General features: G+C 32.3%; 17 protein-coding genes and 1 pseudogene. 5 read left to right on the forward strand and 13 right to left on the reverse strand.

The features are described from left to right. Positions 1-24: 24 nt before the first annotated feature. Entirely contained in the window at positions 25-1,848 is a 1,824-nt protein-coding gene (locus ACI9TV_RS08035) for a TolC family outer membrane protein (protein ID WP_415250260.1), read from the reverse strand. A 176-nt stretch (positions 1,849-2,024) separates the two neighbouring features. On the opposite strand from ACI9TV_RS08035, the gene ACI9TV_RS08040 reads away from it, so the two are divergent. After that, positions 2,025-5,069, forward strand: a complete 3,045-nt coding sequence (locus ACI9TV_RS08040; protein ID WP_415250261.1) for a MutS-related protein — start codon at positions 2,025-2,027, stop codon at positions 5,067-5,069. Positions 5,070-5,243: 174 nt separating this feature from the next. Here ACI9TV_RS08040 and ACI9TV_RS08045 read toward each other — a convergent pair whose 3' ends face one another. Further along, positions 5,244-8,129 (reverse strand): choice-of-anchor I family protein, encoded by a 2,886-nt coding sequence (locus tag ACI9TV_RS08045; RefSeq protein ID WP_415250262.1) that lies wholly within the window; start codon positions 8,127-8,129, stop codon positions 5,244-5,246. A 372-nt stretch (positions 8,130-8,501) separates the two neighbouring features. Between ACI9TV_RS08045 and ACI9TV_RS08050 the strand changes: the two genes are divergently transcribed. Then, on the forward strand, positions 8,502-10,628 hold the full coding sequence (locus ACI9TV_RS08050; protein ID WP_415250263.1) for a methyl-accepting chemotaxis protein: 2,127 nt from the start codon (positions 8,502-8,504) through the stop codon (positions 10,626-10,628). Between the two features lie 139 nt (positions 10,629-10,767). Here the strand turns inward: ACI9TV_RS08050 and ACI9TV_RS08055 are convergent, their stop codons facing one another. From ACI9TV_RS08055 to ACI9TV_RS08090, 8 genes are all read right to left on the reverse strand, one after another. Then, the gene (locus ACI9TV_RS08055) at positions 10,768-12,963 is read right to left on the reverse strand and encodes a response regulator (protein WP_415250264.1); all 2,196 of its coding nucleotides are present in this window, start codon (positions 12,961-12,963) and stop codon (positions 10,768-10,770) included. A gap of 628 nt (positions 12,964-13,591) precedes the next feature. Further along, positions 13,592-15,103, reverse strand: coding sequence for an ATP-binding protein (locus ACI9TV_RS08060; protein ID WP_415250265.1), 1,512 nt, complete (start codon positions 15,101-15,103; stop codon positions 13,592-13,594). 152 nt (positions 15,104-15,255) lie between these two features. Continuing rightward, the gene (locus tag ACI9TV_RS08065) at positions 15,256-16,050 is read right to left on the reverse strand and encodes a shikimate dehydrogenase (RefSeq protein ID WP_415250266.1); all 795 of its coding nucleotides are present in this window, start codon (positions 16,048-16,050) and stop codon (positions 15,256-15,258) included. Then, entirely contained in the window at positions 16,050-17,468 is a 1,419-nt protein-coding gene (locus ACI9TV_RS08070) for an anthranilate synthase component I family protein (protein WP_415250267.1), read from the reverse strand. Before ACI9TV_RS08070 ends, ACI9TV_RS08065 begins: the two co-directional genes overlap by 1 nt. Before the next feature lie 19 nt (positions 17,469-17,487). Next, complete coding sequence (locus ACI9TV_RS08075) at positions 17,488-18,174, reverse strand: SPOR domain-containing protein (protein ID WP_415250268.1); 687 nt, start codon at positions 18,172-18,174, stop codon at positions 17,488-17,490. Between the two features lie 152 nt (positions 18,175-18,326). After that, a complete protein-coding gene (locus ACI9TV_RS08080; RefSeq protein ID WP_415250269.1) occupies positions 18,327-18,869 on the reverse strand; it encodes a DUF1882 domain-containing protein in 543 nt (180 codons plus the stop codon). 13 nt (positions 18,870-18,882) lie between these two features. Next, positions 18,883-20,130 (reverse strand): serine hydroxymethyltransferase, encoded by a 1,248-nt coding sequence (locus ACI9TV_RS08085; protein ID WP_415250270.1) that lies wholly within the window; start codon positions 20,128-20,130, stop codon positions 18,883-18,885. Positions 20,131-20,218: 88 nt separating this feature from the next. After that, positions 20,219-20,509, reverse strand: coding sequence for a hypothetical protein (locus ACI9TV_RS08090; RefSeq protein WP_415250271.1), 291 nt, complete (start codon positions 20,507-20,509; stop codon positions 20,219-20,221). 83 nt (positions 20,510-20,592) lie between these two features. On the opposite strand from ACI9TV_RS08090, the gene ACI9TV_RS08095 reads away from it, so the two are divergent. Beyond that, a complete protein-coding gene (locus ACI9TV_RS08095; RefSeq protein WP_415250272.1) occupies positions 20,593-21,075 on the forward strand; it encodes a DUF2231 domain-containing protein in 483 nt (160 codons plus the stop codon). A gap of 37 nt (positions 21,076-21,112) precedes the next feature. On the opposite strand, the gene ACI9TV_RS08100 is transcribed toward ACI9TV_RS08095, so the two are convergent. Next, the gene (locus tag ACI9TV_RS08100; RefSeq protein ID WP_415250273.1) at positions 21,113-21,604 is read right to left on the reverse strand and encodes a peptidylprolyl isomerase; all 492 of its coding nucleotides are present in this window, start codon (positions 21,602-21,604) and stop codon (positions 21,113-21,115) included. A 68-nt stretch (positions 21,605-21,672) separates the two neighbouring features. Here ACI9TV_RS08100 and ACI9TV_RS08105 point away from each other — a divergent pair, with 68 nt between their 5' ends. Next, complete coding sequence (locus ACI9TV_RS08105; protein WP_415250274.1) at positions 21,673-22,917, forward strand: sensor histidine kinase; 1,245 nt, start codon at positions 21,673-21,675, stop codon at positions 22,915-22,917. Continuing rightward, positions 22,917-23,573, forward strand: coding sequence for a response regulator transcription factor (locus ACI9TV_RS08110; RefSeq protein ID WP_415250290.1), 657 nt, complete (start codon positions 22,917-22,919; stop codon positions 23,571-23,573). The genes ACI9TV_RS08105 and ACI9TV_RS08110 overlap by 1 nt, the downstream gene beginning before the upstream one ends. Before the next feature lie 23 nt (positions 23,574-23,596). On the opposite strand, the pseudogene ACI9TV_RS08115 reads toward ACI9TV_RS08110, so the two are convergent. Together ACI9TV_RS08115 and ACI9TV_RS08120 are read right to left on the reverse strand one after the other, a co-directional pair. Continuing rightward, positions 23,597-23,923: pseudogene (locus ACI9TV_RS08115) on the reverse strand (tyrosine-type recombinase/integrase); the annotation flags it as partial. 245 nt (positions 23,924-24,168) lie between these two features. Further along, positions 24,169-24,381, reverse strand: coding sequence for a hypothetical protein (locus ACI9TV_RS08120; protein ID WP_415250275.1), 213 nt, complete (start codon positions 24,379-24,381; stop codon positions 24,169-24,171). Positions 24,382-24,432: the final 51 nt, after the last annotated feature.

The following is a 24,432-nucleotide window of genomic DNA, read 5'->3' on the forward strand; positions in this document are numbered from 1 at the left end:
GTTATGAGCATTTAAAACCTTTATTTATTTTATTTTGTTTTGTTTTCGTACTACTATATCTACACGATTATTTAATCGTTTGCCCTTATTAGATGCATTTGTATACATTGGTGCGTTATCTGATTGCGCATGAATTGTAATATTTTCTTCATTAGCTCCGGCTTTTATAAGCATATTTTTTACAACACCTGCACGTTGTGCAGACAAGAGAAGTAATGATTTTGAATCCATACTCTCAATATCCACATTTCCAAGAACATCAAATTTTAAATTCTCAAATCCATAATTTCCAAGTTGTTTAATGAGAGATTGGAGTCTATCTTCCCCATGGCTAGATAACTCAGACTCACTTCCAGAGAATGTGAATTCACTATACCTTTCAACCTGCAGTGTATTTTCTAAAATTGTTTTGCAGCCATAAATATTTTTCATTTGGGATGAAAGCGAGTTTGAACATATATCCTTATCATCAACAATGAGATCATTATCTCCATCTAGTTTAATTGGTAAGGAGTCTTTTTCTTGTTTTTTAGAACCAGTAAGTCCGACGTTTGAATAAACAATACTTGCATCGTTAAGAACACTGGCAACAAGAGTACCCATAGCATCTAAAATTCTATACTTTGCAAACAACATACTGTACTTAGTAGTGATTATTTGAGACTTCGAACCTATAAGGTCATTTTGTGCTGATAATAAGTCAAGAAGTGAACGTCTACCTAAGTCATATTCTTTAGAATAGAGAGTAAGTGTCTTTTCTGAGAATTTTTGGTAATCTTTTAGATGTACAAGTTGTTGCGAAAGTTTTTGGTTTGATGCCCATGAAAGATTCATCCCTTCAATTACTTGTCGTCTTAAATTATTTTTAGATTGATTTTCTTGATGGATTTGTGAGATGCTTTTTTGTAATGCTGCAGTGTCGGAAAAACCATTGAAGAAATTATATTTTAGAAATGCCATAGCTCGAAATTTCTCTTCATTTCCCTCTGCAGCACTTAAATTTTTGTTCATAGATTGAGAAACTTCGAGATCGAGTTTAGGATAAAAGGGTGCTTTTTTTTCTTTGTAAGCTGCTTTGGCTAATTTTATATTGTATTTACTCACTAGTAAAGATGGATTATTTTGCATTGCATATTGCGTAGCTTCTTCTAATGTACTTGGAAGTTCTGAACCAAAGATAGGCTCACTCATCTCTGTTGGATTTATATACCTTCCTAAAATTCTTTGAAGACTATATGTAGAATCCATCAACGTATTTTCTTGAACTATGTAGTTAGATTTAGATAAAGACAAAGATGACTCTATCTTGTTTACCTCTGAGAGTGTCGTCAAACCAGCATCAAAAAGTTTTTTTACCTTTTGAAATATTTCGTCATTAATATCTACATTTTCTTGTGCTGTTTGAAGAAGTTGAGTGTTCTTCATCACTTGAATGTAACTGTTAACCATACTAAAAGCGGTGTCATTTACTTTTTCTACATAACTATATGCAGCTGAAACTGCTTTGTTTTCTTGTTGTTGCACTTGATATGTTGTTTCAAAACCACTAAATAAGTTCTGTGTAAGTGTTAATGAGTTTTGATACACGCTAAAATCAAAAGATTCATTAGCTCCACTGGCTGGTCTATTTGTTCTATCTGTACTTTCATGTCCAGCACCTAAAACAAGATCTAACTTAGGGTAGTAACCAGATTCTGCACTTGTTATATCTTCTTTGATAGAATTATAGTTTTTAAGTCTTTCTAAGATGATAGGATTTGTTGAAAGAACTTCTTGTACAGTTGATGTAAGGTTTTGAGCATGCAAAGAAGTAATTAGTGATAAGCCTATAAGTAATGTATATTTCATATTTTTCCCAAATTTTGTATGACTTATAATAACTGTTTGTTATATTGTGATGATTATAACGAATAAAGTTATATTAGTAAAATTATATCGGTAAAAGTGAGGATATAATGAGCATTTCTAACGTAAATGTGTAATTATGATATAATCTTAATAATTAATCTACGGAAAAGTGATATATGCAAGCATCTGACGTTAGCTCAATTCTCAACAACAAAGAAAAACTATTAACCCAAAGCTATTTTGAATTACAAACTTATTTTGAAAATAAATATGGGAACAATACTGTAGTATTTATGGAAATAGGAACTTTTTTTGAGGTTTATGAAGTAAATAACGATGAAGAACAGATTGGTAAAGCCAAAGAAATTGCAGAACTTTTAAACATCCAACTCACGAAAAAGAACAAAAGTATCATTGAGAATTCAGACAAAAATCCACTTTTAGCGGGTGTTCCAGCTGTCAGTTTTGAAAGGTATTTGAGCCGCTTAATAAGTGAGCAGAAATACACAATTATTGTAGTGAAACAAAAAGGCAATCCCCCGAAAATTAGTAGGTATATATCACAAATTGTTTCACCTGGAACAAATTTTGAGCATATAGTTGATAATGATGATAATTATATAGTTTCACTCTTAGTTGATAAATATAAAGGGATTTATAACGTTGGATACTCTGCTATAGATGTAACAACAGGAAAAACATACCTCTATGAAACACACGGGACAAGTGAAGATCCATCGTATGCACTAGATGAAGTGTTTAATCTTTTAAATATATATAGAACCTCGGAAGTAGTTGTTACATTTTTAGATGGAATAGATAATCAAAGACATGTGATGCAATACCTTGAGATTGCAGAGCATTATCATTACAGTGTAAATAATGAAAGACCTAAGATAAATTTTCAAAACAAACTTTTTGGAGAAGTTTATCAGATACAGTCACTTCTTGCACCAATAGAGCACTTAGATTTAGAACGCTCTCCTATGATTACAGAAGCCTTAGCTATTTTAATTCACTTTGTCATTGAGCACGACATACATATTGTACAAAAGCTTTCTCGTCCTACACTTATAGATAATCGCCGTTTTATGTACCTTGGTAATAATGCATTAGAACAAGTTGGAATTATTTCTAAAGATAAAAAAGAGTTTACACTTTTAAAGATGCTTGATAAAAGCTCGACAGCTATCGGACGAAGACTCCTAAAAGAAAGATTACTTAATCCTATCATGGATAAAGAGGAATTAGAACGTCGTTATAACCTTATAGAAAAAGTATCTTCCCATGTTCGTTTTTTAGATGAGACTATGCGTGGGATTTATGACTTAGAAAGACTCTCTCGTCGTCTGTCTCTTGGGAGACTTCATCCATTTGAGATGAATCATGTTTACGAATCAATGTTAAGTGTAAAAGACTTAATGGCATATGTGAAAAAATACAAGATTCAAAAAACTCCTTTTCATGAGAGTGAACTCGACGAGTTTATTCGCGATATTCAAAAAAGTATAGATCTTGATGTTTCTAGACGTTTTACAAACAATACCGTAGATGAAAACTTTTTAATGGATGGCGTAGATGAGGCAATAGATACTTTAGTTCATGATAACTCTATTATGATGATTGCTTTTGGTGATATTATAAGTCGTATTGAAACTCTTTTAGTAAATGCTAATGCAGGAAGTTCCAATCGTCTTGTTACATTAGGACTCTTAGAAAAAGAGGGCTATTACATATCTCTTTCAAAGAATAGATTCTCTCAGATAGAAAGTGACTTCTCAAAAGAGGATTATTTTAAAGATTTCAATATTAAAAAACTTACAAATAATGTAAAAATCACTTCAGCATTCACTGATGATTTGTCTGATGAAATTATGAAAAATCGTCGTAAAATTGTAAGTCTTGTAAAAGAAAAATATGTACAACTCCAGTCTGTCTATGAGAGACGTTACTCTTTACTTTTTGATAGAGTGATTTCTTATGTGGCGGATTTAGATGTTGGGGTAAGCTCTTCTAAAGTAGCACAAATATATAAACATTCTCGTCCTATGATTGTTGAAGCTGTAGGGGATGAGAATTTTATGCAGATTATGCAATTACGTCATCCTCTCATAGAAGTACAAGAACGTGGTGGGATATATGTTCCAAATGACATAGTTATGGGTAATCGTGAATATATGGACTTACCACATCCCCAGACAGTGATGCTTGATGTAAGAGTGCATGATGGACATGATATAAATGGTGTACTTTTATATGGAATAAATTCTAGTGGTAAATCATCACTTATGAAGAGTATAGGAATCGCAGTTTTAATGGCGCAAGCTGGATTTTTTGTAAGTGCAGCTGTAATGAAGTTTTCTATTTTTGATTCACTTTTTACCAGAATTGTCTCAAAAGACAATCTAGCAAAAGGACTCTCAACTTTTGCTGTTGAGATGCTTGAGATGAAAAATATTTTCAACCGTTCTACTATTCGTTCTCTTGTTTTGGGTGATGAAATTAGTCATGGGACGGAGACGCTTTCTGGCGTAGCGATAGTTGCAAGTGCAATTATGAAGCTAGCAAAAACACGATGTTTATTTCTTTTTGCAACACATCTTCACCAACTCTCAACGATGAAAGAGATTACAAGTTTAAACAATGTAGTTAATCTTCATCTTAGTGTTGAATATGATGAAGAAAAAGATACGCTTTTATTTAACAGAGTTTTACAAGAGGGGAGTGGGAGTAGTATTTATGGTTTAGAATTTGCTAAGTCACTTCATATGGACAGTGATTTTTTAGACACTGCGAACAAAATACGAAAACGACTTTCAAATGATTTTGATGAACTAGAACTTTTGGTAAAGAAGAAAAAATCTAAGTACAACAAAGAATTATATGTGACTAAGTGTGTTATCTGTGGAGCTATGGCTGAAGATGTTCACCATATATCGCAACGCTCTTTAGCAGACAAGGCTGGATTTATTGGACACTTTCATCAAGACAACAAGCATAATCTTGTGCCGTTGTGTAAAGAACACCATAATCTGATCCATGATGGGAAAATTCGACTAGATGGCTTTATGATGACATCAAATGGGTTAGAATTGCAATTTGAAGAACAAATAAATAAGCCTCAAGAGAAAGTTGTAGCCGAACCAGAGATAAATGAGCTTAAAGAAACACAAAAAAAAGCAGAAGAAGAGTCTACAAAGTTTGTACTTGATGATTGGTAATATTTCTATTTTGTAATGAGGATTTTCTATATCCTGTATAGGAAGAATGAAATGTTTTACTTATAAAACTTGCTCGCGACTTAGAAAATAAATACCCTGAATTTGAATCACTAAAGCCTCTCATAGAAAAGCTTGTTTAATTTAACTGATGCAAAACTTACACCAGTTAAATTACTATAAATCGTTGATTTCGTACACAACATTTGAACCACTCATCTCGTAAGAAACAAGAAGTAGATTTTTGCCATTTGGGGAATCAGTTGCTGGTATGAATTTCATACCCTCAGCAGATACATCACCTTCAACACCAGTTTTATAATAATCAACAAATTTAGCTGCGCTTGGAATCGTAATATCATAAACCATGATAGCATTTTGACGTTCTAGTCCAAGAAATGCATAAGTTTTTCCATTGATAGTTCCAAGTGTAAGAGCTTCTGGTTCAGCACCTTTGTTACCACTTCTACCGTCTATTTCACCTTCATCTTGGTTGAAAAGCAATGGTTCATTAAGTGCAACTTTTTTACTGATTTCATCACCACTATCAAATACGATGTCACCATTTGCATCCCAGATAGAGAAACTTCTAGCACCGTAAGCATAAAGCTTTTCATATTCACCATCATTATCAGTATCACCCATGTCAATAACAACTTTTAAATCATTTTCATCTGTATATGCAGATGCTATTGAAGTATCCAGAGTTAACTTAGAAATCTTACTCTCATCATTTAATGTATCACCCGTTTCTAAAGAAGCACTAACATCATCAATAGGATACTCTCGGCCATCACCTTCATTTGCTGTTACAACATAAGTAGCTCCATCAACATTATATGCTGCTATTGTATCTGGCATATAAAGGCCAAAAAGACCAGCATAAGATTTCATTTTAATCTCACCCTCTTCTTCTATATCTAAGGTATTTCCAGAACTAGCTTCCCAGCTTTTTGCACCATAGGATTTTACATACTCTAAAGTATTAGTACTTAGATTAATCTTAGCCATTGCATTGTTTTCTTGAAGCGTAACATACGCATAATCACCACTTACAGCAATATACTCAGGTTCAAGATCTTTTGCCTGATCAGCACTTGGAGTAGCGCCTAATCTAACTGGAGTACCATCAGTCGCATCTGTAAGTGTAGTACTTGAGAAATCAACATCTACATATGAACCATCTGCTACAGTTACAATTCCAATAGAACCAATCGGATCAACAGTATAGTCTCCATTTGGTTCACCTTCATTTGCTACAATTATTTTTGTACCATCTTCATTAAATGTTACCATATCTGGTAAATAACCAACAGTTACACTTTTCTCTAAAACACCATTTGTATCAAAAATAACTACCTTGCCTTTTTCACTTGTATGTAAACCATCTGTCAATTTAATCTCAACTGCAACTGCAATTTTTCCATTTTTAGATGCTACTGAATTTACACCTGTACCATATGGAGATAAATCTATTTGACTCACAAGAGTAGGAGTACTTACATTTGAAATATCTATAATATCAATTTTATTTGCAGCGCCATTTGTAGTAAACATTCTTTTTGAAGTTTTATCATACGCTACTATTTCACTAGCAGCTTCAGTAGCTGTCTCGTATGAACCAAGCTTTGTCAAAGCAGGAATACCAATAGATTTTGCACTTAAGTTTACATCTACTACATAAAGCGTATTCCCATCAATTATTGTTTTATCTATATCAAGATATTTTTGTTCTAAAACTCCAGAAGTTGACCATGTTGCAAAATCATCATCATTAAGAATACCAAGTTTATTTTCATTGAAAACGATAAGACCTTCCATTTTATCATGTGCAAATCCATTCTCTTTAATCATATCAACTACAAGAGTTTTTGCAACTGGTACGATACCATTTGCTGAGAGTCTATTCCAACTTTGTGAGAGTTTATCAAAACCACTCACAAAAACTGACTCTTCTAATGTAAAACCATCTACTGTTAAACCAACACTTATATCTTGATATAAATCACCAGCAGATACTATAGACTCAAGGTTTGTTCCACTACTTAAAGAGATTTTATAGACATGTTTTTGTCCCTCCGCAGTATCTTTTGCAAAAGTCCCATCCCTTTCAATCACTAGGAAAGTGTCATTTGTAAGTGCTACGATTTCAGAGTTAGAATTTGCAGCTTTTTCTTGTTTATAAAGATACTGACCTATAACACCAGTTTCAAGATTAACTGTAACTATACGAGTAATATCAAGAGTTTTTACTACTGAACTTGGATTATACATAGTTGATTGCATAATTCCAACTAAAGTTTTTTGATCGGGAGTAATTGTCAAACCTTCCATACCACGGTTTGCACGTCTATTTTTAAATTCAGCTGGTAAAGTATATATATTTCTTGCATCATCAGAAAAAGCATTAATACGACCTATCTCTTTACCTGTTGCATCAAAGTGAACCATGTGTGGACCGTACTCATCACTTACCCAAAATGTGCCATCAGTTAAAACAGCAAGTCCTTCACCATCAAGTCCAAAGTCATCAGTTTTAATACTTCCGTCGTCATTTTTAAGAGTGTTACCATCTTTATCATAAGGAATTTCCCCTGTTCCACCGAGTTCAGCTGAGTTTGGTAAACCTGTAATATTATTTCCTGCAGTGTCTTTAAGTAAAATATCACTTAATTTTTTTACACTTCCATCTTCTTGAACTTCAAAGTATCCAATTCTCGGTGTGTAATCAGGTGTCGGAAATATCTTTCCTTTTCCATCAGCACCAGTATAAGTTGCATTTGCCCCTCTGTCTGTAAGAGCATAAAATCTATTAATAGATTTAGGATCTGCTGAAGCAGCAGATCCATAGCCACCGTTACGAATTTCCATTGTAGTACCTGGATTCGCTCCATTTTCAATTGTTCCATCTAATACTTCATATGAAAGCTTTGAACCTACAGTAGGAATATTCCCAATGTAAGAAGCATCTACTAAATCATTGGATCCACTACACCCACTCATACCGAGGATGATAGCGGTACTTAAAGATAGTAGTGTTGTATTTGTTATATACTTATTCATTAAATCTCCTTAAAATTTAGAAGATATTAACACTACAAGATAACAATAAAACTACATTAGCATTACATAATAATTACATTTAATTATTCCCATAAATTATCAAATTCGGATAGTCATCTGGCAGAGCCGGAGGTTTACTTCGGATTAAATTAACTTCTCTTCTTTGGAGCTAGAATACCTAAAGTGGATTGTAGTTCTGGAAATAGTGAGTTTTCAAAATTTGTGATTTTAATCCACATTTTTAATAAGATGATTATTACTTTTTCTTTTCTATCTATATGATAGAGAAACCATGATATCTCGAATGTCTGCTATTTTCATGCTACTATATTTTTGTAGTATTTCAGTACTTAATATATAAGGTAATACTATATGAAATCTTTAAAGATATCTATAAAAATGAAAATGGTTATTTTAATTATTGCGACTGTAATTACAGTTGCTTTTGCAATCGTTCTACAGTCTGTTAATAGTATAAATTCACTGACAGAGAATAACATTGCTCAATATAAAGAAGAAGCTTATAAGAATAAAGAACTGGAACTTAAGAATTATGTAAGTGTAGCTTTAAAATCAGTTCAATCTTTTTATGAACGTACTTCAAAAGAAAAAATCAAAAAAGAAGTGAACGCTGAGCTAAAAGAAAGAACGGACTTTTTATTTACATTATTGGCAAGTGCATATAATGAAAATAAAGACACAATGGCAAAAGAGAAATTACAGTTTCACCTCAAAGCTCTTGTCTCATCTGCAAGATATGGAGTTAATGGTTACTTTTGGATAAATGATACAACACCCACCATGATTATGCACCCCATAAAACCTTCTCTTGATGGTAAAGATTTGTCAAAAGTAAAAGACCCAAAAGGTGTATATCTTTTTAACGAAATGGTAGAAGCTGTTAAGTCTAACGGAACTGGTGTTGTAAACTATCACTGGTCAAAACCAGGTTTTGATACAGCACAGGAAAAAATCTCTTACGTAAAAGTTTTTAAACCATATGGTTGGATAATTGGTACAGGTGCTTATGTGTCTGACGTAACAGCAAGTATGAAAAAGGAAGCACTTAACACAATATCGCAGATGCGTTTTGGCAAGAGTGGTTACTTCTGGGTTAATGATACTTCACCAAAAATGATAATGCATCCTATAAAACCAGCATTGGATGGAAAAGATTTATCAAAAGTTAAAGATCCAAATGGAGTGTATCTTTTTAATGAGATGGTCGCTGTAACAAAATTAAAATCAGAAGGTATAGTTCAATATAGTTGGTCAAAACCAAATTCAGAAATTCCAAGTCCTAAAATGTCTTATGTTATTTTGTTTAAAGAATGGAACTGGATAATTGGGACTGGTGAATATATAGACAATATCGAAGATAAAATTCAACAGATGAAAGATGATTCTGATAAAGAAATTATGGTTACGGTAAAGAGTATAGCTTTATCTTCTTTGTTGCTATCTATAGTGATATCAGTTGTATTTGGATTCATAGCAAATAGAGCTATAGTGGGTCCCGTAAGAAATATTCTTGGAATCACGCAAGATTTAGCAGAAGGTGAAGGCGACTTAACTAAGAGAATAGTTTGTAGTAGCAGAGATGAAATAGGCTCTGTTGGAGATAATATAAATATCTTTTTAGAAAAGGTTCATGCAAGTGTTTCAAGTGCAAAGCAGTCAAGTTATGAGAATGCATCGGTAGCAAATGAACTCTCTATCACTTCAGCAGAAGTTGGCGAAAACGTTGATAAATCTGTTGAGATAATTTCTAAGGCTACACAAAGTGCATCAGATACACACACTCAAATAAAAAGCTCTATTGATGATGCGATACAATCAAAAAAAGAGATGATAGAAGCAAATGAGATGTTGATTGAGGCAAAAGATGAGATTGTAACTCTTACGGAAAAAGTGCATGAAAATGCCGAGTTAGAAGTAGACTTAGCATTAAAGATAGAAGAGTTGTCGCGTGATACAGAACAAGTGAAGGATGTTCTAGTTGTTATATCAGACATAGCAGATCAAACGAATTTACTAGCTTTAAATGCTGCCATAGAAGCAGCACGTGCAGGGGAACATGGTAGAGGTTTTGCTGTAGTTGCTGATGAAGTCAGAAAACTGGCAGAACGTACACAAAAAACATTATCTGAAATTAATACTACTATAAGTATTATTGTTCAATCAAGTTCGTCTGCGAGTGATGAGATGAATAAAAACTCTCAATACATGGAAGAGTTATCTGAAGTTTCTTTAAAAGTTCAAAATAAAATAGAATTAACAACAGTTATTGTAAACAAAGCAACACTGGCAAGTGATCAATCTGTACAAGACTTCGAGAGTATTGCAAATCAGGTAAATAATGTGATAGCGGAGATAGATGAAATTACATCCATAGCATCCCAAAATGCGAAAAGCGTAGAAGCAATAGCTAAAGCATCAGAAAACTTAAATAGTAAAACCGATGAGCTATCAACAAAACTTGAGCAATTTAAAACGTAACCCTAACTAGACAGATTTTTGATGAAGATGGATTTGAAGGAGAGTATAAATCTAACTGTGTAAATCCACTTCTTACTCATTAATCACTTGGTGTTTTAGAATATATATTGTAGTTCCAGTATTCTGAGTTAAATTATAATTATGTTACATCTTTATATTTATCGCGTATAGCTATGAATTCATCTCTATTATCTAAAAATAAATGAACGAGTTTAGGATCAAAGTGTTTTCCTTTTTCTTCTTCAAAAAGATTAAAAATACGCTCATCATCCCAAGCTTTTTTATAGCATCTATCGCTACCTAGAGCATCAAATACATCAGCTATTGCAGTAATTCTTCCATAAATATGAATTTTTTCGCCAAAAATAGCATTTGGATATCCAGAACCATCCCATTTTTCATGATGGCTATATGAAACCATTGCCGCAGCTTTTAATATTGGTCTTTGTGACTCTTTTAATATGTTGTATCCTATCTTAGCATGACTTCTCATAACTATCCACTCATCATCATTAAGTTTACCTGGTTTTTTAAGTATGCTGTCAGGAATAGCCACTTTTCCAATATCGTGCATAGGTGAAGCTGAATATAATAATTCTGCTTTTTCAGTGCTGAGACCTGCTAAAAGTGCCAAAATTCTGGAATACTCGGCAACACGTCTCACATGAAATCCAGTTTCTTTAGAACGACTTTCCCCAACTTCACCCATTTTATGAATAATTTCTTTTTGAGTGTTTTCCATCTCTTGGTGTAAGGTTACAATCTCTGTTACATCATGTCTAATAGCTAAGTACTCAGTAATATTTTCCTTATCATCAAAAATAGGCACTATAGTACTTTCTACATAATAAGTACTTCCACCTCTAGCTCTATTTCTAATTTGTCCGTGCCAGACTTTCCCAGAGCTTATAGTATCCCATAAATTTGCATATATTTCGTTAGAATTATCTGGATGCCTTATTAAACTATGATAGTTTCCAAGTAATTCTTCTTTTGAATAACCAGATATTTCACAAAATTTATCATTAACGTAAGTGATTTTACCTTCTGTATCTGTACGAGAGAGTATATTACTTTCCTCAATCGCTCTTTGATACTCTTGAGAAATTTTATAAGCTTCAGAGAAATTCTTATTTGATATGTTTAGATTTTTTTCTAACTCTGCTTTAATATTTTCTAGTTCAGTTATATCTGTTCGGATACCGATATATTCTACTATATTACCATCATAATCAACTATTGGATTAATAACAGTCTCTACGTAATAATAACCACCATCCCTCTTTTTATTTTTAATTTTACCAAACCATGGTTTTTTATCTTGAATTGTTTTCCATATCTCTTCAAATATAGACGAAGGCATATCCGGGTGCCTTACCATGTTGTGATTTTGACCAACAAGCTCTTCTCTTGTGTACCCAGATATGCCACAAAATTTATCATTTACAAAGGTTATAATTCCTTTTGTATTTGTTTTTGAGACAATACTACTTCTATCAACAGCGTCTTTATAGTCATTCAGAACTTGTTGTTTGCAAAGGATTGCTTTACTTTGTCTATCTGCATGAATAACTATCTCTACTTTTAAGATTAATTCTTCTACATTAAATGGTTTTTGAATAAAATCTGAAGCACCCGCTTTTAAACTATCTCTAATAAGTACAGGTGTACTAGTACCTGATAAAATAATAACTGGTATTCTGCAAAAAAGTCTATTTTTTCTTATTCTTCTTAATAGTTCTAAGCCTTGTATACCAGGTAATTCCATGTCAAGTATAATCATATTTATATCATGAGAGTCTAGTTTTTCTAATCCTATTTCTGCACTTAAGGCAGGAATCACATTATAATTTCTGACTTTTAATATTTTATTAATATGTGCTTGGATAAAGTTTGAATCATCTATAACAAGTATGCTACTATTTTTATTAAGTTCTAAATCTTTTATCGTACCATTTATTTCAGCAACACCATTGTTGAAATATTTATCTTTTACTATATAGTCTAAGATCCCATTTTTAAAAAGAGTTTCCCTTTGCTCTACATCTGTTTCTGCAGTTAAGATAATTATTTTTGCTTTTGATAAGTGCTTTTTTTTGTCTAATAGTTTTAAACCTGAACCATCAGGAAGATTTAAATCAAGTAAAATAAAATCATATTCTTTTGATTTTACCTTATCTATAGCCTCTGCAACAGTGAATACTTGCTCACATGAATAATGAAATCTAGCTAGTGTCTTTAGTATAGAATTATTAATAAACTCAGTGTCTTCAACAATCAATATATTGTATTTTTCATTATTAGGTAGTTGAATAAGAGTATCACAATTTAGCATTATAATTCCTAGTTTATCTATTCAATTATTTAAAACAGACTTACATAATATTATTTTATATGATATTATATAATTATAGAACTTAAAAAATAATATAATATAATAAATTATATTATTTGATAGTTTAATCTATTTTGGTGTCATATAGGTGCTATTTATTAGCACCAAATACAATTCATGTAGTTTATTTATTTTTTTGTATTATCTAGTCTACCAAGTTAGCTCCAGTATCCGAAGTCACACTAAACTTAAGCCTCCTAAGCTCTTATATTTGGAACACAAGTAGCAATTACATTCTTTTTTTGTTCCACAAACCTTAAGAGATTATGGAACAAAAAAAGTGAGCTTTTACATTATATATTTAAAGCTGCATCCAATCTCCCTTAAAAAAATATAAGCAATTGAGAAAGTGTTAAACTCCAGTTCCAAATAGGCATTGAGCACTTTTTACTTGTAGTTTGGATACATATATATAGTAGTTTTAGTAAGCTGTTTAATCAGTGGAGCAAATACTCCATCTTGGACATCAATTCTGGTACCTTGTTTTATGAGTCGTTCCTTTAGAATTTAATATTCTATCGGTCTGACACAAAGTTTTGAACACTTCTAATTTTATCGTTGATATAATTTAGCCCTTTAATATTACGCCAAATTCAATTCTAAAACAGACCCCATCACTTGTATTCTTTACAGTAAATTTACCATTATGGTGTTCTTCAATAATAGTTTTAGCCATATAAAGGCCTAATCCTGTTCCATTTTTTTCATTTTTAGTTGAAAAGTATGGATCAAATATTTTGTCTATAATAGATTCTTTTATTCCTTTACCATTATCACATATAGTAATTGTTCTATCTCTTGTTGTAATCGTAATTTGTTGATTCTTAAGATTCTTATCTTTAAAATTATCTTGCGAATTTTTTAAAATACTTAAAACAACTTGCATTACCTCGTTGTCATAAAGCTCTATTTCTTCGTTTGAATGATACTCTTGTATAATTTTTATCTTTTCATTTAGTAATGATGGTTTTATTACATTTAATGCTTTTGAAATAACTTCTTCTAAATTTACATTTAATGATTCTTTATCTGGTTTGTAGAAATTTCTAAAGTCATCTATAGTTTCAGATAGATAAATAATTGTATCATTGATAAAAGTAAAAACATTATCTATTTCACTTTGGGGAACTTTTTTACCAAATAGTTGCTTAAACTGTAAGTTCGATATTTTTAATGTTATGATTGAAAGTGGTTGTCTCCATTGGTGTGCAATCATACTAATCATCTCTCCCATTTGAGCAAGACCTGATTGTTGAAGTAATTGGGCTTCTTTTTTGCGGATATTGTTTTTGTTTTCTACATCTTCTGTGATATCTTCAAGGATACCATTTGACTCAATAGGGTTATTACCAGTGTCATAGATTGTTTCACACCGTTCTTTTATCCATTTAGATGTACCATCCTCTAGTAGAAGTTCATGAGTTACCTCATAAGGTATAGCACTTTTTAAATGTTGAGTGTACTCTCGGTTTACAACTTCTATATAAGTAGGATCAACCTTTGTAAAAAAATCATTCAATGTACTAACTGGATTTTTAATTTTATCGATTTGAAATATATTGTATGTTTCATCACTCCAAATGAGAATATCTTCAACTATATCGTATTTCCATGAACCAATTTTACCTAGTTTCTGGGCTTTTTGTAAATCAAGTGCCTTATCTTCAAATTTATTGGTTAAGTTCTCTAACTCATTAATTTTTTCTGCGACCTCACCTTCAAGCTCTTTTAGAAGACTGACATCCTCGTAAAGGGCTATGATAGTTTCTTCATCTAATCTTGAAATTTTATTTTTACGCCACCCTGACTTGCGTTCATCTTGGTAATAGGCTACGTTCAATACTTCGCTAACTCCAGACTCCAAAACACGCTTAAACATCTCAATCAAGCCCATCTTTTCTAGACCTGTAAAAGCCTTAGTTACTGACTGTCCAATCAATGCTTCTTTTGAAATTCTTTCTGTTTCTTGAAGCATTGTATTTACATTTACAAGGATAAATTCACCGTTAGTATTTATACGTAATATAGCAACATTTATTGGGAGTAAATCTATTGAAATATTATTCAAATCAGTTTTCATATACGCCTCCAATTGCAGTAGTACTTTAAGTAAGTAATTTATTTAAAAAATAACCAACTACCATGAATCAACAAAGAATTTGATTGCGTTCCTTACATAAAACTGTTAAGCATCCCTCAACTATGAAAGAACGGATAAGTTTACCTAAAAGTTTAGAACTTAAAGCTTTTTTTCATAAAAGTGTTTATATCTTCTTTTTTTAACTTCTTCTCTACAAACAATTCATTTGCTAAAACACCTTGACCTAAGAGCATATCCGCTCCATCTTTATACGTGATGTTTTTTTCTTTTGCTAAGTGTAGAAATGGAGTGAGTTTTCCATATATTGCGTCGGCTACGAAATTTGTGTTGTTTAACACTGAATCTATTATTTCTTTTGGAGCAGGAAGCTCTTCATCCTTTAAGCCTGCACTTGTTGTATTTACAACTAGGTCATATTTTTTAGTTTTATAAGAATCCCAAGTAAATGTTTGACAGCCAATCTCTTTAAAAAAAGAAAGTCTTCCTTCACTTCTATTGATTATATCAACTTGTATAGCATCTTGTAGAAATCTAGAAGCGAGTGCTTTTGCCGTTCCACCAGCACCTAAAATTAAAATATTTTTCACATTTTCAAATTCTTCTATAGCAAACATAAACCCATCAGCATCTGTGTTATAACCTACAAGTTTTCCATTCTCATTAACGATGGTATTAACAACTCCAACTTTCTGCGCAAAGCCTCTTATTTCATCACAAGCTTTAAAAGCTTCTTCTTTGTGCGGAACTGTAATATTTGCACCGCTTAAACCGAGCCTAAAAAAAGTTTCACGAAGCTTAGAACCATCTTTGAGGTGGATTCTGACATAGCAAGCAGGGTAGTTAAGATTTTTAAACACAGCATTGTGCATGATTGGTGAACGTGAATGTGATACTGGATCACCAAAGATAGCAAATATTTTTTTCACTATGGGTTCTCTTTTGGGTCTAAATCTTCTAAAGAATGAACTAAAGCACCAAGCTTATTTTCAACTTCTTGGTATTCTGATTCTTTTACACTATCTGCAACGATTCCAGCTCCAGCTTGTAGAATTACTTTGTCTTCTTTTACCATAGCAGTTCTAATGGTAATAGCACTATCCATATTCCCATCAAAACCGAAGTAACCTATACTTCCACTATAAAAACCACGTTTCATACCTTCATACTCAGCTATGAGTTCCATAGCACGAATTTTTGGTGCTCCTGTCATAGTTCCCGCTGTAAATGTTGCCATAAATAGATCAAACATATCTTTGTCTTGATCAAGTTCGCATACAACATCAGTGACAATATGCATAACATGAGAAAATCTTTCAATATGCATCATATCTTCGACTTTTACAGTTCCAGTTTTTGCTACACGACCAACATCATTACGACCTAAGTCTATAAGCATAAGGTGCTCAGCTAATTCTTTTGGATCTGCCAAAAGTTCTTTTTCTAGTGCTAGGTCTTGTTGTTTACTTACCCCACGTTTTCTCGTTCCTGCAATTGGGCGAAGGAGTACTTCACCATCTGTAAGTCTAACCATAACTTCTGGTGAAGAGCCTACTATATTAAAGTCGTCATACTCAAGTAAAAACATATACGGTGAAGGGTTCTTCGTTCTAAGGATTCTGTAAAAACTAAAAGGATCTACTTTGATGTTTCTAGTGAAACGGTTTGTCATAAGAATTTGAAAAACATCACCACTTCGAATCATCTCTTTAGATTTGTCAATCATATTAAAAAACTTTTCTTTTGAGTGTGCGAAGCTACCTTTATCTGTTCCGATATTTCTCACTCGGTGTTGGTAGGTATATGTTCCTTTTAAGTCATCATGAATATCTTGAAACTTATTTGAGAAGCTTTCAAGTGTACTTACTAAAGTGATTTGATGGTTTTTATGTGAGTACACTAAAATCATTTTAGGCAAAATTAAGTCTAAATCTGGAGTGTTAAGTTCATCTTCTAGATTGTCCATACTTGAACCAAGTTTTGGCTCAAATACTTTAACCATGTCATATCCAATATATCCAATAAAACCATCAACATAGCCAATTTTTAAATCTTTACACGCTTCTTTGTATGGAGTTGTGTTTCTATTTTTGTAGTAGGTTTTTAAAAAAGTAAAAGGATTTTCTTCTTTTTCATTTCGGATACCATATGCATCAGTGTAAATAGTCTTTTCATTTATGTATTGAAGTCGTTCTCGTGCTCCAATACAGATAAAACTATAGTTTCCTTCACTTTGTCCAGCACTTTCAAAAAGGTAGGTGATTTCGCCACCAAACAAAGCTTTTAATTTTGCATACACAGCGATAGGTGCGAGTTGGTCTAATGTAAATTGTTTAGAGTAGATCAAAAGGAAAGTTCCCTCCCTTTTATAGTTTGATTAAGAAAGCACCTGGCTCAACTTTAGTGCGAAGTACTCGTCTTGCATCTTTTGCAACTACGCTTGACTTAAATGGACCAACAAGAACTTTGTTTGTAGATTTTCCATTTTTAGTGACTTTATGAAATTTGTATTTATAACCTAAGTTTGTAATAGAGCCTAAGAATTTTTTATTTGGAGCATATTTAGAAAAAGATCCAACTTGAATGTAGTAATAATTCTTAGACGTACTTACAGAAGTAGTAGTTTTTACTACTGGTTTTGGCTTAGGCTTTATGACAGTCTTAGCTTTTACAACGGCAGTTTTTCTTTTTTGTACAATAATTGGCTCTTCAACAATCTCAACTTCTTGAACTTGTGCCTCTTGACTTTCTTCTTTAAGTTTTCTTGCAATTTCGTCAAGGTTATCAGCACTCTGAGATTCTTCTTGCATCACTTCAACTTCTTCAAAAAGTGGTTCATCTGTCATATCTTTAGATGCTTGTGTTTGTGGCTCAGGAGGAAGAGGTGTTTGAGGTAAATTGTCTGTTCCTGTGGAGGTAAGAGAATTCATTAACATTACAACTACGATAAGTATAACACCAAGTGTAGCTACTGCTAAAATAATTTTTTTATTATTGTTTGCTGGACCACTCTTGTTTAAGATGATGTCGTTTAATTCGTTACTTTCGTTCATGATTTATCCTCTTTTTTACGTTAATGTTTATACTCTAGCAGAATGTGTGCCATTGTTGGACTTGCTTAATTGTCCTTCGCGGTCGGTACTTCGTACATCGACCTTGATTCGCAGCTAAAAATGACAAGAAGTTGTCATTTTATTTACGCTGCTCACATATGTTTAGACCAAGAAGCTCCTCTTTCTTTAGAGTACACTTCATACGGAAGTGTTAAGATGTTGTATTCATCAGGCATATCTGCATTTGGAAACATACGCCATTGTTTAGGTTGTTTCGCTGCAAGTTTCATTGAAATCATTTTTCCAAGTTGGATTGCTTCTTGAAGTGTTGTATGACCTTTGTGAATGTAAACATGAAGGTGACCATCAGTTTTTGTTTTATAAGCGGTAAAGTTAATGTATCCTTCTTCACGAAGTAAGAGTTGTGCTTTATGATAAAAACGCTCAGGATCTCTTCCATTATAGTCAATTACAATGTTTTCAACTTTATTGTGTTTATTTACAATAGAGTGAGCAACAGTAATTTCACCTTTAATGTGCTTATTAATTACAGATTGATTTAATGGTGCATCGATTTTTTCAAACTTGTTGTAAAAAGTACGACCCTTAAATGTGAGTTTATCTACCACTGTGTCTTTCTTTTCCCAGTAGTGATCACTCACCATTTTAATAAGTTTAAGATCCATTGCTGTCATAGTTTAATATGCCTTAGTATGTTGACTGGTTATATATTACAAAGTTTTGAGCTAAAGCTTTTAACTCTTCTTTGATGGATGCCTGAAGGTCAGTGTTGGAAATATCGTCTAAAACATCAGCCATTTTATTGCCGATAAGTTCAAACTCTTTTTCTTTCATACCACGAGAAGTAAGAGCAGGTGATCCAACTCTAATACCCGAAGTTACAAAAGGACTTCTTGTTTCGCCGGGAACAGTATTTTTGTTGATAGTCATTCCGGCATTACCTAGTGCTATATCAGCATCTTTACCAGAAATTTCCTTACCTACAAAAGACACAAGGATTAAGTGGTTGTCAGTTCCACCAGAAACTACATCGTAACCACGTTTAACCATTACTTCACCAAGTATTTTAGCATTTGCTTTCACTTGTTTTGCATAATCTTTCCACTCAGGTGAAAGGTTGTATTTGAATCCAACTGCTTTAGCTGCGATTACATGAACAAGTGGTCCACCTTGAAGAGCAGGGAAGATTGCTGAGTTCATTTTCTTAGCAATATCCTCATGGTTAGTCATAATCATACCACCACGAGGTCCTGCAAGAGTTTTGTGTGTAGTAGTTGTAACAACATCAGCATAAGGGAATGGAGAAGGATGTTCTCCTGCTGCAACTAAACCAGCAATATGCGCGATGTCAGCAAATAAAATTGCGCCAACTTCATCAGCAATTTCACGGAATTTTTTAAAGTCTATTTCTCGTGCGTATGCCGAAGCACCACAAACGATAATTTTTGGACGAACAATTTTAGCGATGTCCATAACTCTTTCGTAGTTAATACGACCATCAAGCTCAACACCATAGTAAAATGGAGAATAGTTTTTACCAGAAAATGAAGGCTTAGAGCCATGTGTTAAGTGACCACCATGAGATAAGTCCATACCAAGAATTTTATCGCCAGCTTTGATTAGACCTGCATATACAGCTCCATTCGCTTGACTTCCTGAGTGCGGTTGTACATTTGCAAAAGAACATCCAAAAAGTTCACATGCTCTGTCTATTGCTAATTGTTCAACTTTATCAGCGTACTCACAACCACCATAGTAACGTTTTGCAGGATAACCCTCAGCATACTTGTTTGTAAAAACAGAACCCATAGCTTCCATAACTGCTGGAAGTGTGAAGTTTTCAGATGCAATCATCTCTAAATGGTCTGTTTGACGTTCTAGCTCTTGCTCACATAAATCAAATATTTCGCTGTCGTATTCTTTTAAAAAACTCATAGTTGTAAAATTCCTTGTTATAATTGTAAGGATTATACTTAAAATAAATTAATAAAAGACTTAAGGTCCCTTCCAAAAATACCTAAAGTTACTCAAACATCTCATCAACAAAATCATATGTACGTATACTCTTTTGAGGTGTTCTTAAATCACAAGAGTCATAATGAAATATTTTCATATCATAGAAATCCATTTTATCAATAAAGTCGTTTTTTATCGTGTCAACATCGGGAGTAATTGATACTAAATATGAATACTTATCATACTGTTGATTATAATAATTACATGTATTAGTAGCTGTAGCAAATATATTTGTTACAAAAAGAATATTGAATAATAATATGATTATCGTATATTTTAGTATAAATTGGTTTTTCATAGTTTTCCTTAAATCTATATGGACTCTTAGTGATAAATATAGTAAAATATTACATAAGAAATTTTTATATACAAGGGTTTTAAATGTTACATCCAGCTTCAGCACACTTTGCAATGGTACTTCCTCTTATCGCTTTAATACTAGGTCTTGTTTACTTGCGTAAGCCTAACGAAATCATGTCTAAAATATCGACCAGATTTATGGTTTTTTCAAGTATTTTTTTGATTATTGCTTTTTTTACAGGAAAAGATGATGGTGGAGAAGCGTATATACTCTTAAGTAAAGAGGGACAATCGCTTTTGTTACAACATAAAGATTTAGGGCTTTATTTAGTTGTTTCAATGGCTATTGCAGCACTTATGAAATTTTATGGTTGTTTTAAGAGAGTATTTAAAGCTGAAGTGTTTTCTATCTTACTTCTTGTTTTAATAGCAGTAGGGGTTTTATACCAAGGCAAAATGGGAGGTGATCTTACTTATACGTACGGTGCAAATGTCGCAAATCATTCTGATGGAATGGATTGTTTAGAAGATCCTAGTGAGTTTATGGAAGAAGTGGAAGAATAAGTACACATTTAAGTGTACTTATTCAACTTATATTTACTTATTTACTCTCGACAACTGAGATACTATTAATAGCATCTTGACCGTCAATAGAACTAAGAACATCAAAGCTTTCGCTGTCATCTTCTTCAATTGCACCAAAAACAGTATGCACACCGTCTAAGTGAGGTGTGTCTACAAAAGTGATGAAAAATTGGCTTCCACCAGTATTTGGTCCAGCGTGCGCCATTGAAAGAGTTCCTGACGTATGGACTGAAGTGTTTGTATTCGTTTCACAAGCTATATTCCATCCCGGTCCACCAGTTCCAGTACCTGTAGGACAGCCACCTTGTGCCATAAAACCAGGAATTACACGGTGGAAATTTAAGTTGTCATAATAACCAGAGTTTCCTAAGTGTGCAAAGTTAGCAACTGTATTTGGAGCTTCTTCTGGAAATAATTTTAACCAGATTAGGCCTTTAGCAGTATCAACTTTTGCGTATTGTAATTTTGCTAATTCATCAGCACTTAAATCATATTTTTTTGTAGACATTTTATACCTTTAGTTTTTTATTGCGCAATTATAGTCAAAGTTTATAAATGATTGTTATAATGTTTCTTATGATAAATTTACTCAACCGTATTGATAAATACTTTTTAAAAATAGTTACTAATATAACAATTAAACAAGCTAATATTTTTACTACTATACTTATACTTATCTTTACAGCTATATTTGCATACTTATTAATTACGGAAAACTATAATGATTATGAAAGAGCCTTACTCAATCAAGAAAGTTTACATGAAAAATCACTTACTCCAGAGGAAGCGTATGAACAAACTCAAAAGAAACTAAAAACTCTCTTAATTAAAAATACCATTGCTATTTTAACTTTAGCCTTTATTATCTTTGGAATTATGCTAAGTTTTTCTAAAATTTTTATTACACTTATTCGAAAAGACATGCATGCTTTCCTAGTTTTTTTTCAAGATACCGCCCATGATGAGCAAGTGTTAAACCCTGATGCTATTTTTTTTAAAGAGTTTAAGACTATGGTTGGATATGCAAATGATATGGTCGATACTATTAGTGAACAAAAAAGAACGCTTAAAGAACTTAATCTAAGTCTCGAAGACAAGGTAAAAGAAAAGACTGCAGACTTAGTTCTGATAAATAAAAATTTAGAAGAAGAAAAGATATTTTCTCAAGATTTATTACATGCACAAAAAGAGTTTTTACGCTACGCTGTACATGAGACAAATACACCTTTGAGTGTAATACTTACGAGCATAGAGCTTTTTGTAATGAAAAATAAAAAAGATAGACAACTTTCAAAGATTGAAGCGGCAGTAAAAAATATTTTTAATATTTATGATGATTTAAGTTACTTAGTAAAAAAAGATCAGATAGAATATCCTAAAATTGCGATTGAGCTAGATAGTTATCTTAAGTCTCGACTAGATTTCTTTAAAGAGGTGGCTGAACAATCCAGAATACAATTTAAATACCTTCCATATACGGCAGATGTCTATATATATTTTAATGAGACAAAACTTCAAAGAATTGTTGACAATACTATTACGAATGCTATTAAGTACACATTAGCAGATGAAATAGTTTGTATTGCCTTAAAACGTGAAGGTAGTTTTTTAGAAATATCTATGGGGAGTAAATCTAAAGAGATTAAAAATACAGATAAGATTTTTGATTCTTTTTATAGAGAAGAAAAACATCGTGAAGGTTTTGGAATTGGATTAGGGTTAGTGAAAAATATATGTAAAGAAGAAGGTGTTCTCATTGTTTTGGACTCTACGAATAAAAAAACAACTTTTTCATATAAATTTAAAATGATGGGGGAATGATGAAAATACTTTTACTGGAAGACGAAGTAATGCTTAATGAATCTATACATGAGTACTTAGAAGCACTTGGTCATAGTGTTCAAACATATCTAGATGGTCTCAAAGCCTACGAGAGTATTCAGAGGAATTCTTATGATTTGTTGCTTCTTGACATTAATGTTCCGGGAATAGATGGATTGAGTTTTTTAGAAAAAATACAAGTATTAAAAATTCATACTCCCGCAATCTATATAAGTGCTTTAGTAGATATAGAAGATATCTCGCGTGCATATAATTTAGGATGTTATGACTACCTAAAAAAACCATTTCATCTTAAGGAACTTTCACTTCGGATAGATAGAATACAACTAGACAAAGAAACTCCTCGAGTTCATCTAAGACTTTCAACGCACTATAGCTATGACCAAGAACATAGTGTACTTTTGTTTAAAAATGAACCTCAAATACTTACAAAACGGCAATCGCAAATTATAGATTTACTTGCAAGAAATAGAAGTATGGTTGTAGATTTTGAACAATTTAGAATCTATGTATGGGATGAACAAATTATAGATAATGCGACAATACGTGCAGAAATGAATAGATTAAAAAAAATACTTAAAGAAGACTTACTTGTAAATGTTCGTGGAATGGGATATATGATAGAAAAACCTTAGTACCCTATTTTAGGGACTTTAAACTATGATGTACCGTTTTTGTACCGTTTTTCAAGAAACCCTATAACCATTTTTTCCTTTTTAGGGATGTAATGAGCATAGACTTTAAGAGTGATACTTAAATCTCTATGTCCTAATGTTGAAGACACCCACAAAGGCTCAATATTGTTATTTAGCATCATACTAGCAAATGTATGCCTAGTATTATGTAGACTTCTTCTTGGTAACTCCGCTTTATCTAAAATAGCTCTATATTCGTTATAGAATAAAGAATTATTTGCATAATGTGTTTTATCTTGCTTCATAAAAATAAAATCATTATTTAAACCAGTTTCTAATCTTTGATACTCTAAATATTTTTTTGTTTAAAAATTTACTTAATCAACTGTCAATTAAGTTTAGAAAACCTACTTAGTAGACTCTATAAACCTAAATGCAAATCCACCTATAATTAAAAATAATCCTAAAAATATTTCATATATAAACATTTTGTCATTTCCTTTTTCGTCATCATTGTTTAACCCTCCAGAAGTGACGACTTGAAGAGGGGAGAGTTAGAGTTTTACGGCTTCATTCTCAAATGGCGCGTGATATATCAAACGACTAACATCAAACTCAATGCATTGTTATGTGAAAGCGTCGTGGTAAACCAATTGTATTTATCAATATTAAGTGATTTTTTGCTATTATTGTTAAAAGAAGTGACACTGTTTTTATGAACGATATTTGAATTATTTGAAGATGTATTTATATAAGATACTGAATCATCGAATAAAGATGAACCTTGTATTTTTTGATTATTTTTCATTTGTCACTTCCTTAATGTATAATTATTTTACATATGAGAGTATTGTAAAAT

The sequence above is a fragment of the Sulfurimonas sp. genome (genome assembly GCF_047622445.1).
In the GTDB taxonomy this organism is placed as follows: domain Bacteria; phylum Campylobacterota; class Campylobacteria; order Campylobacterales; family Sulfurimonadaceae; genus Sulfurimonas.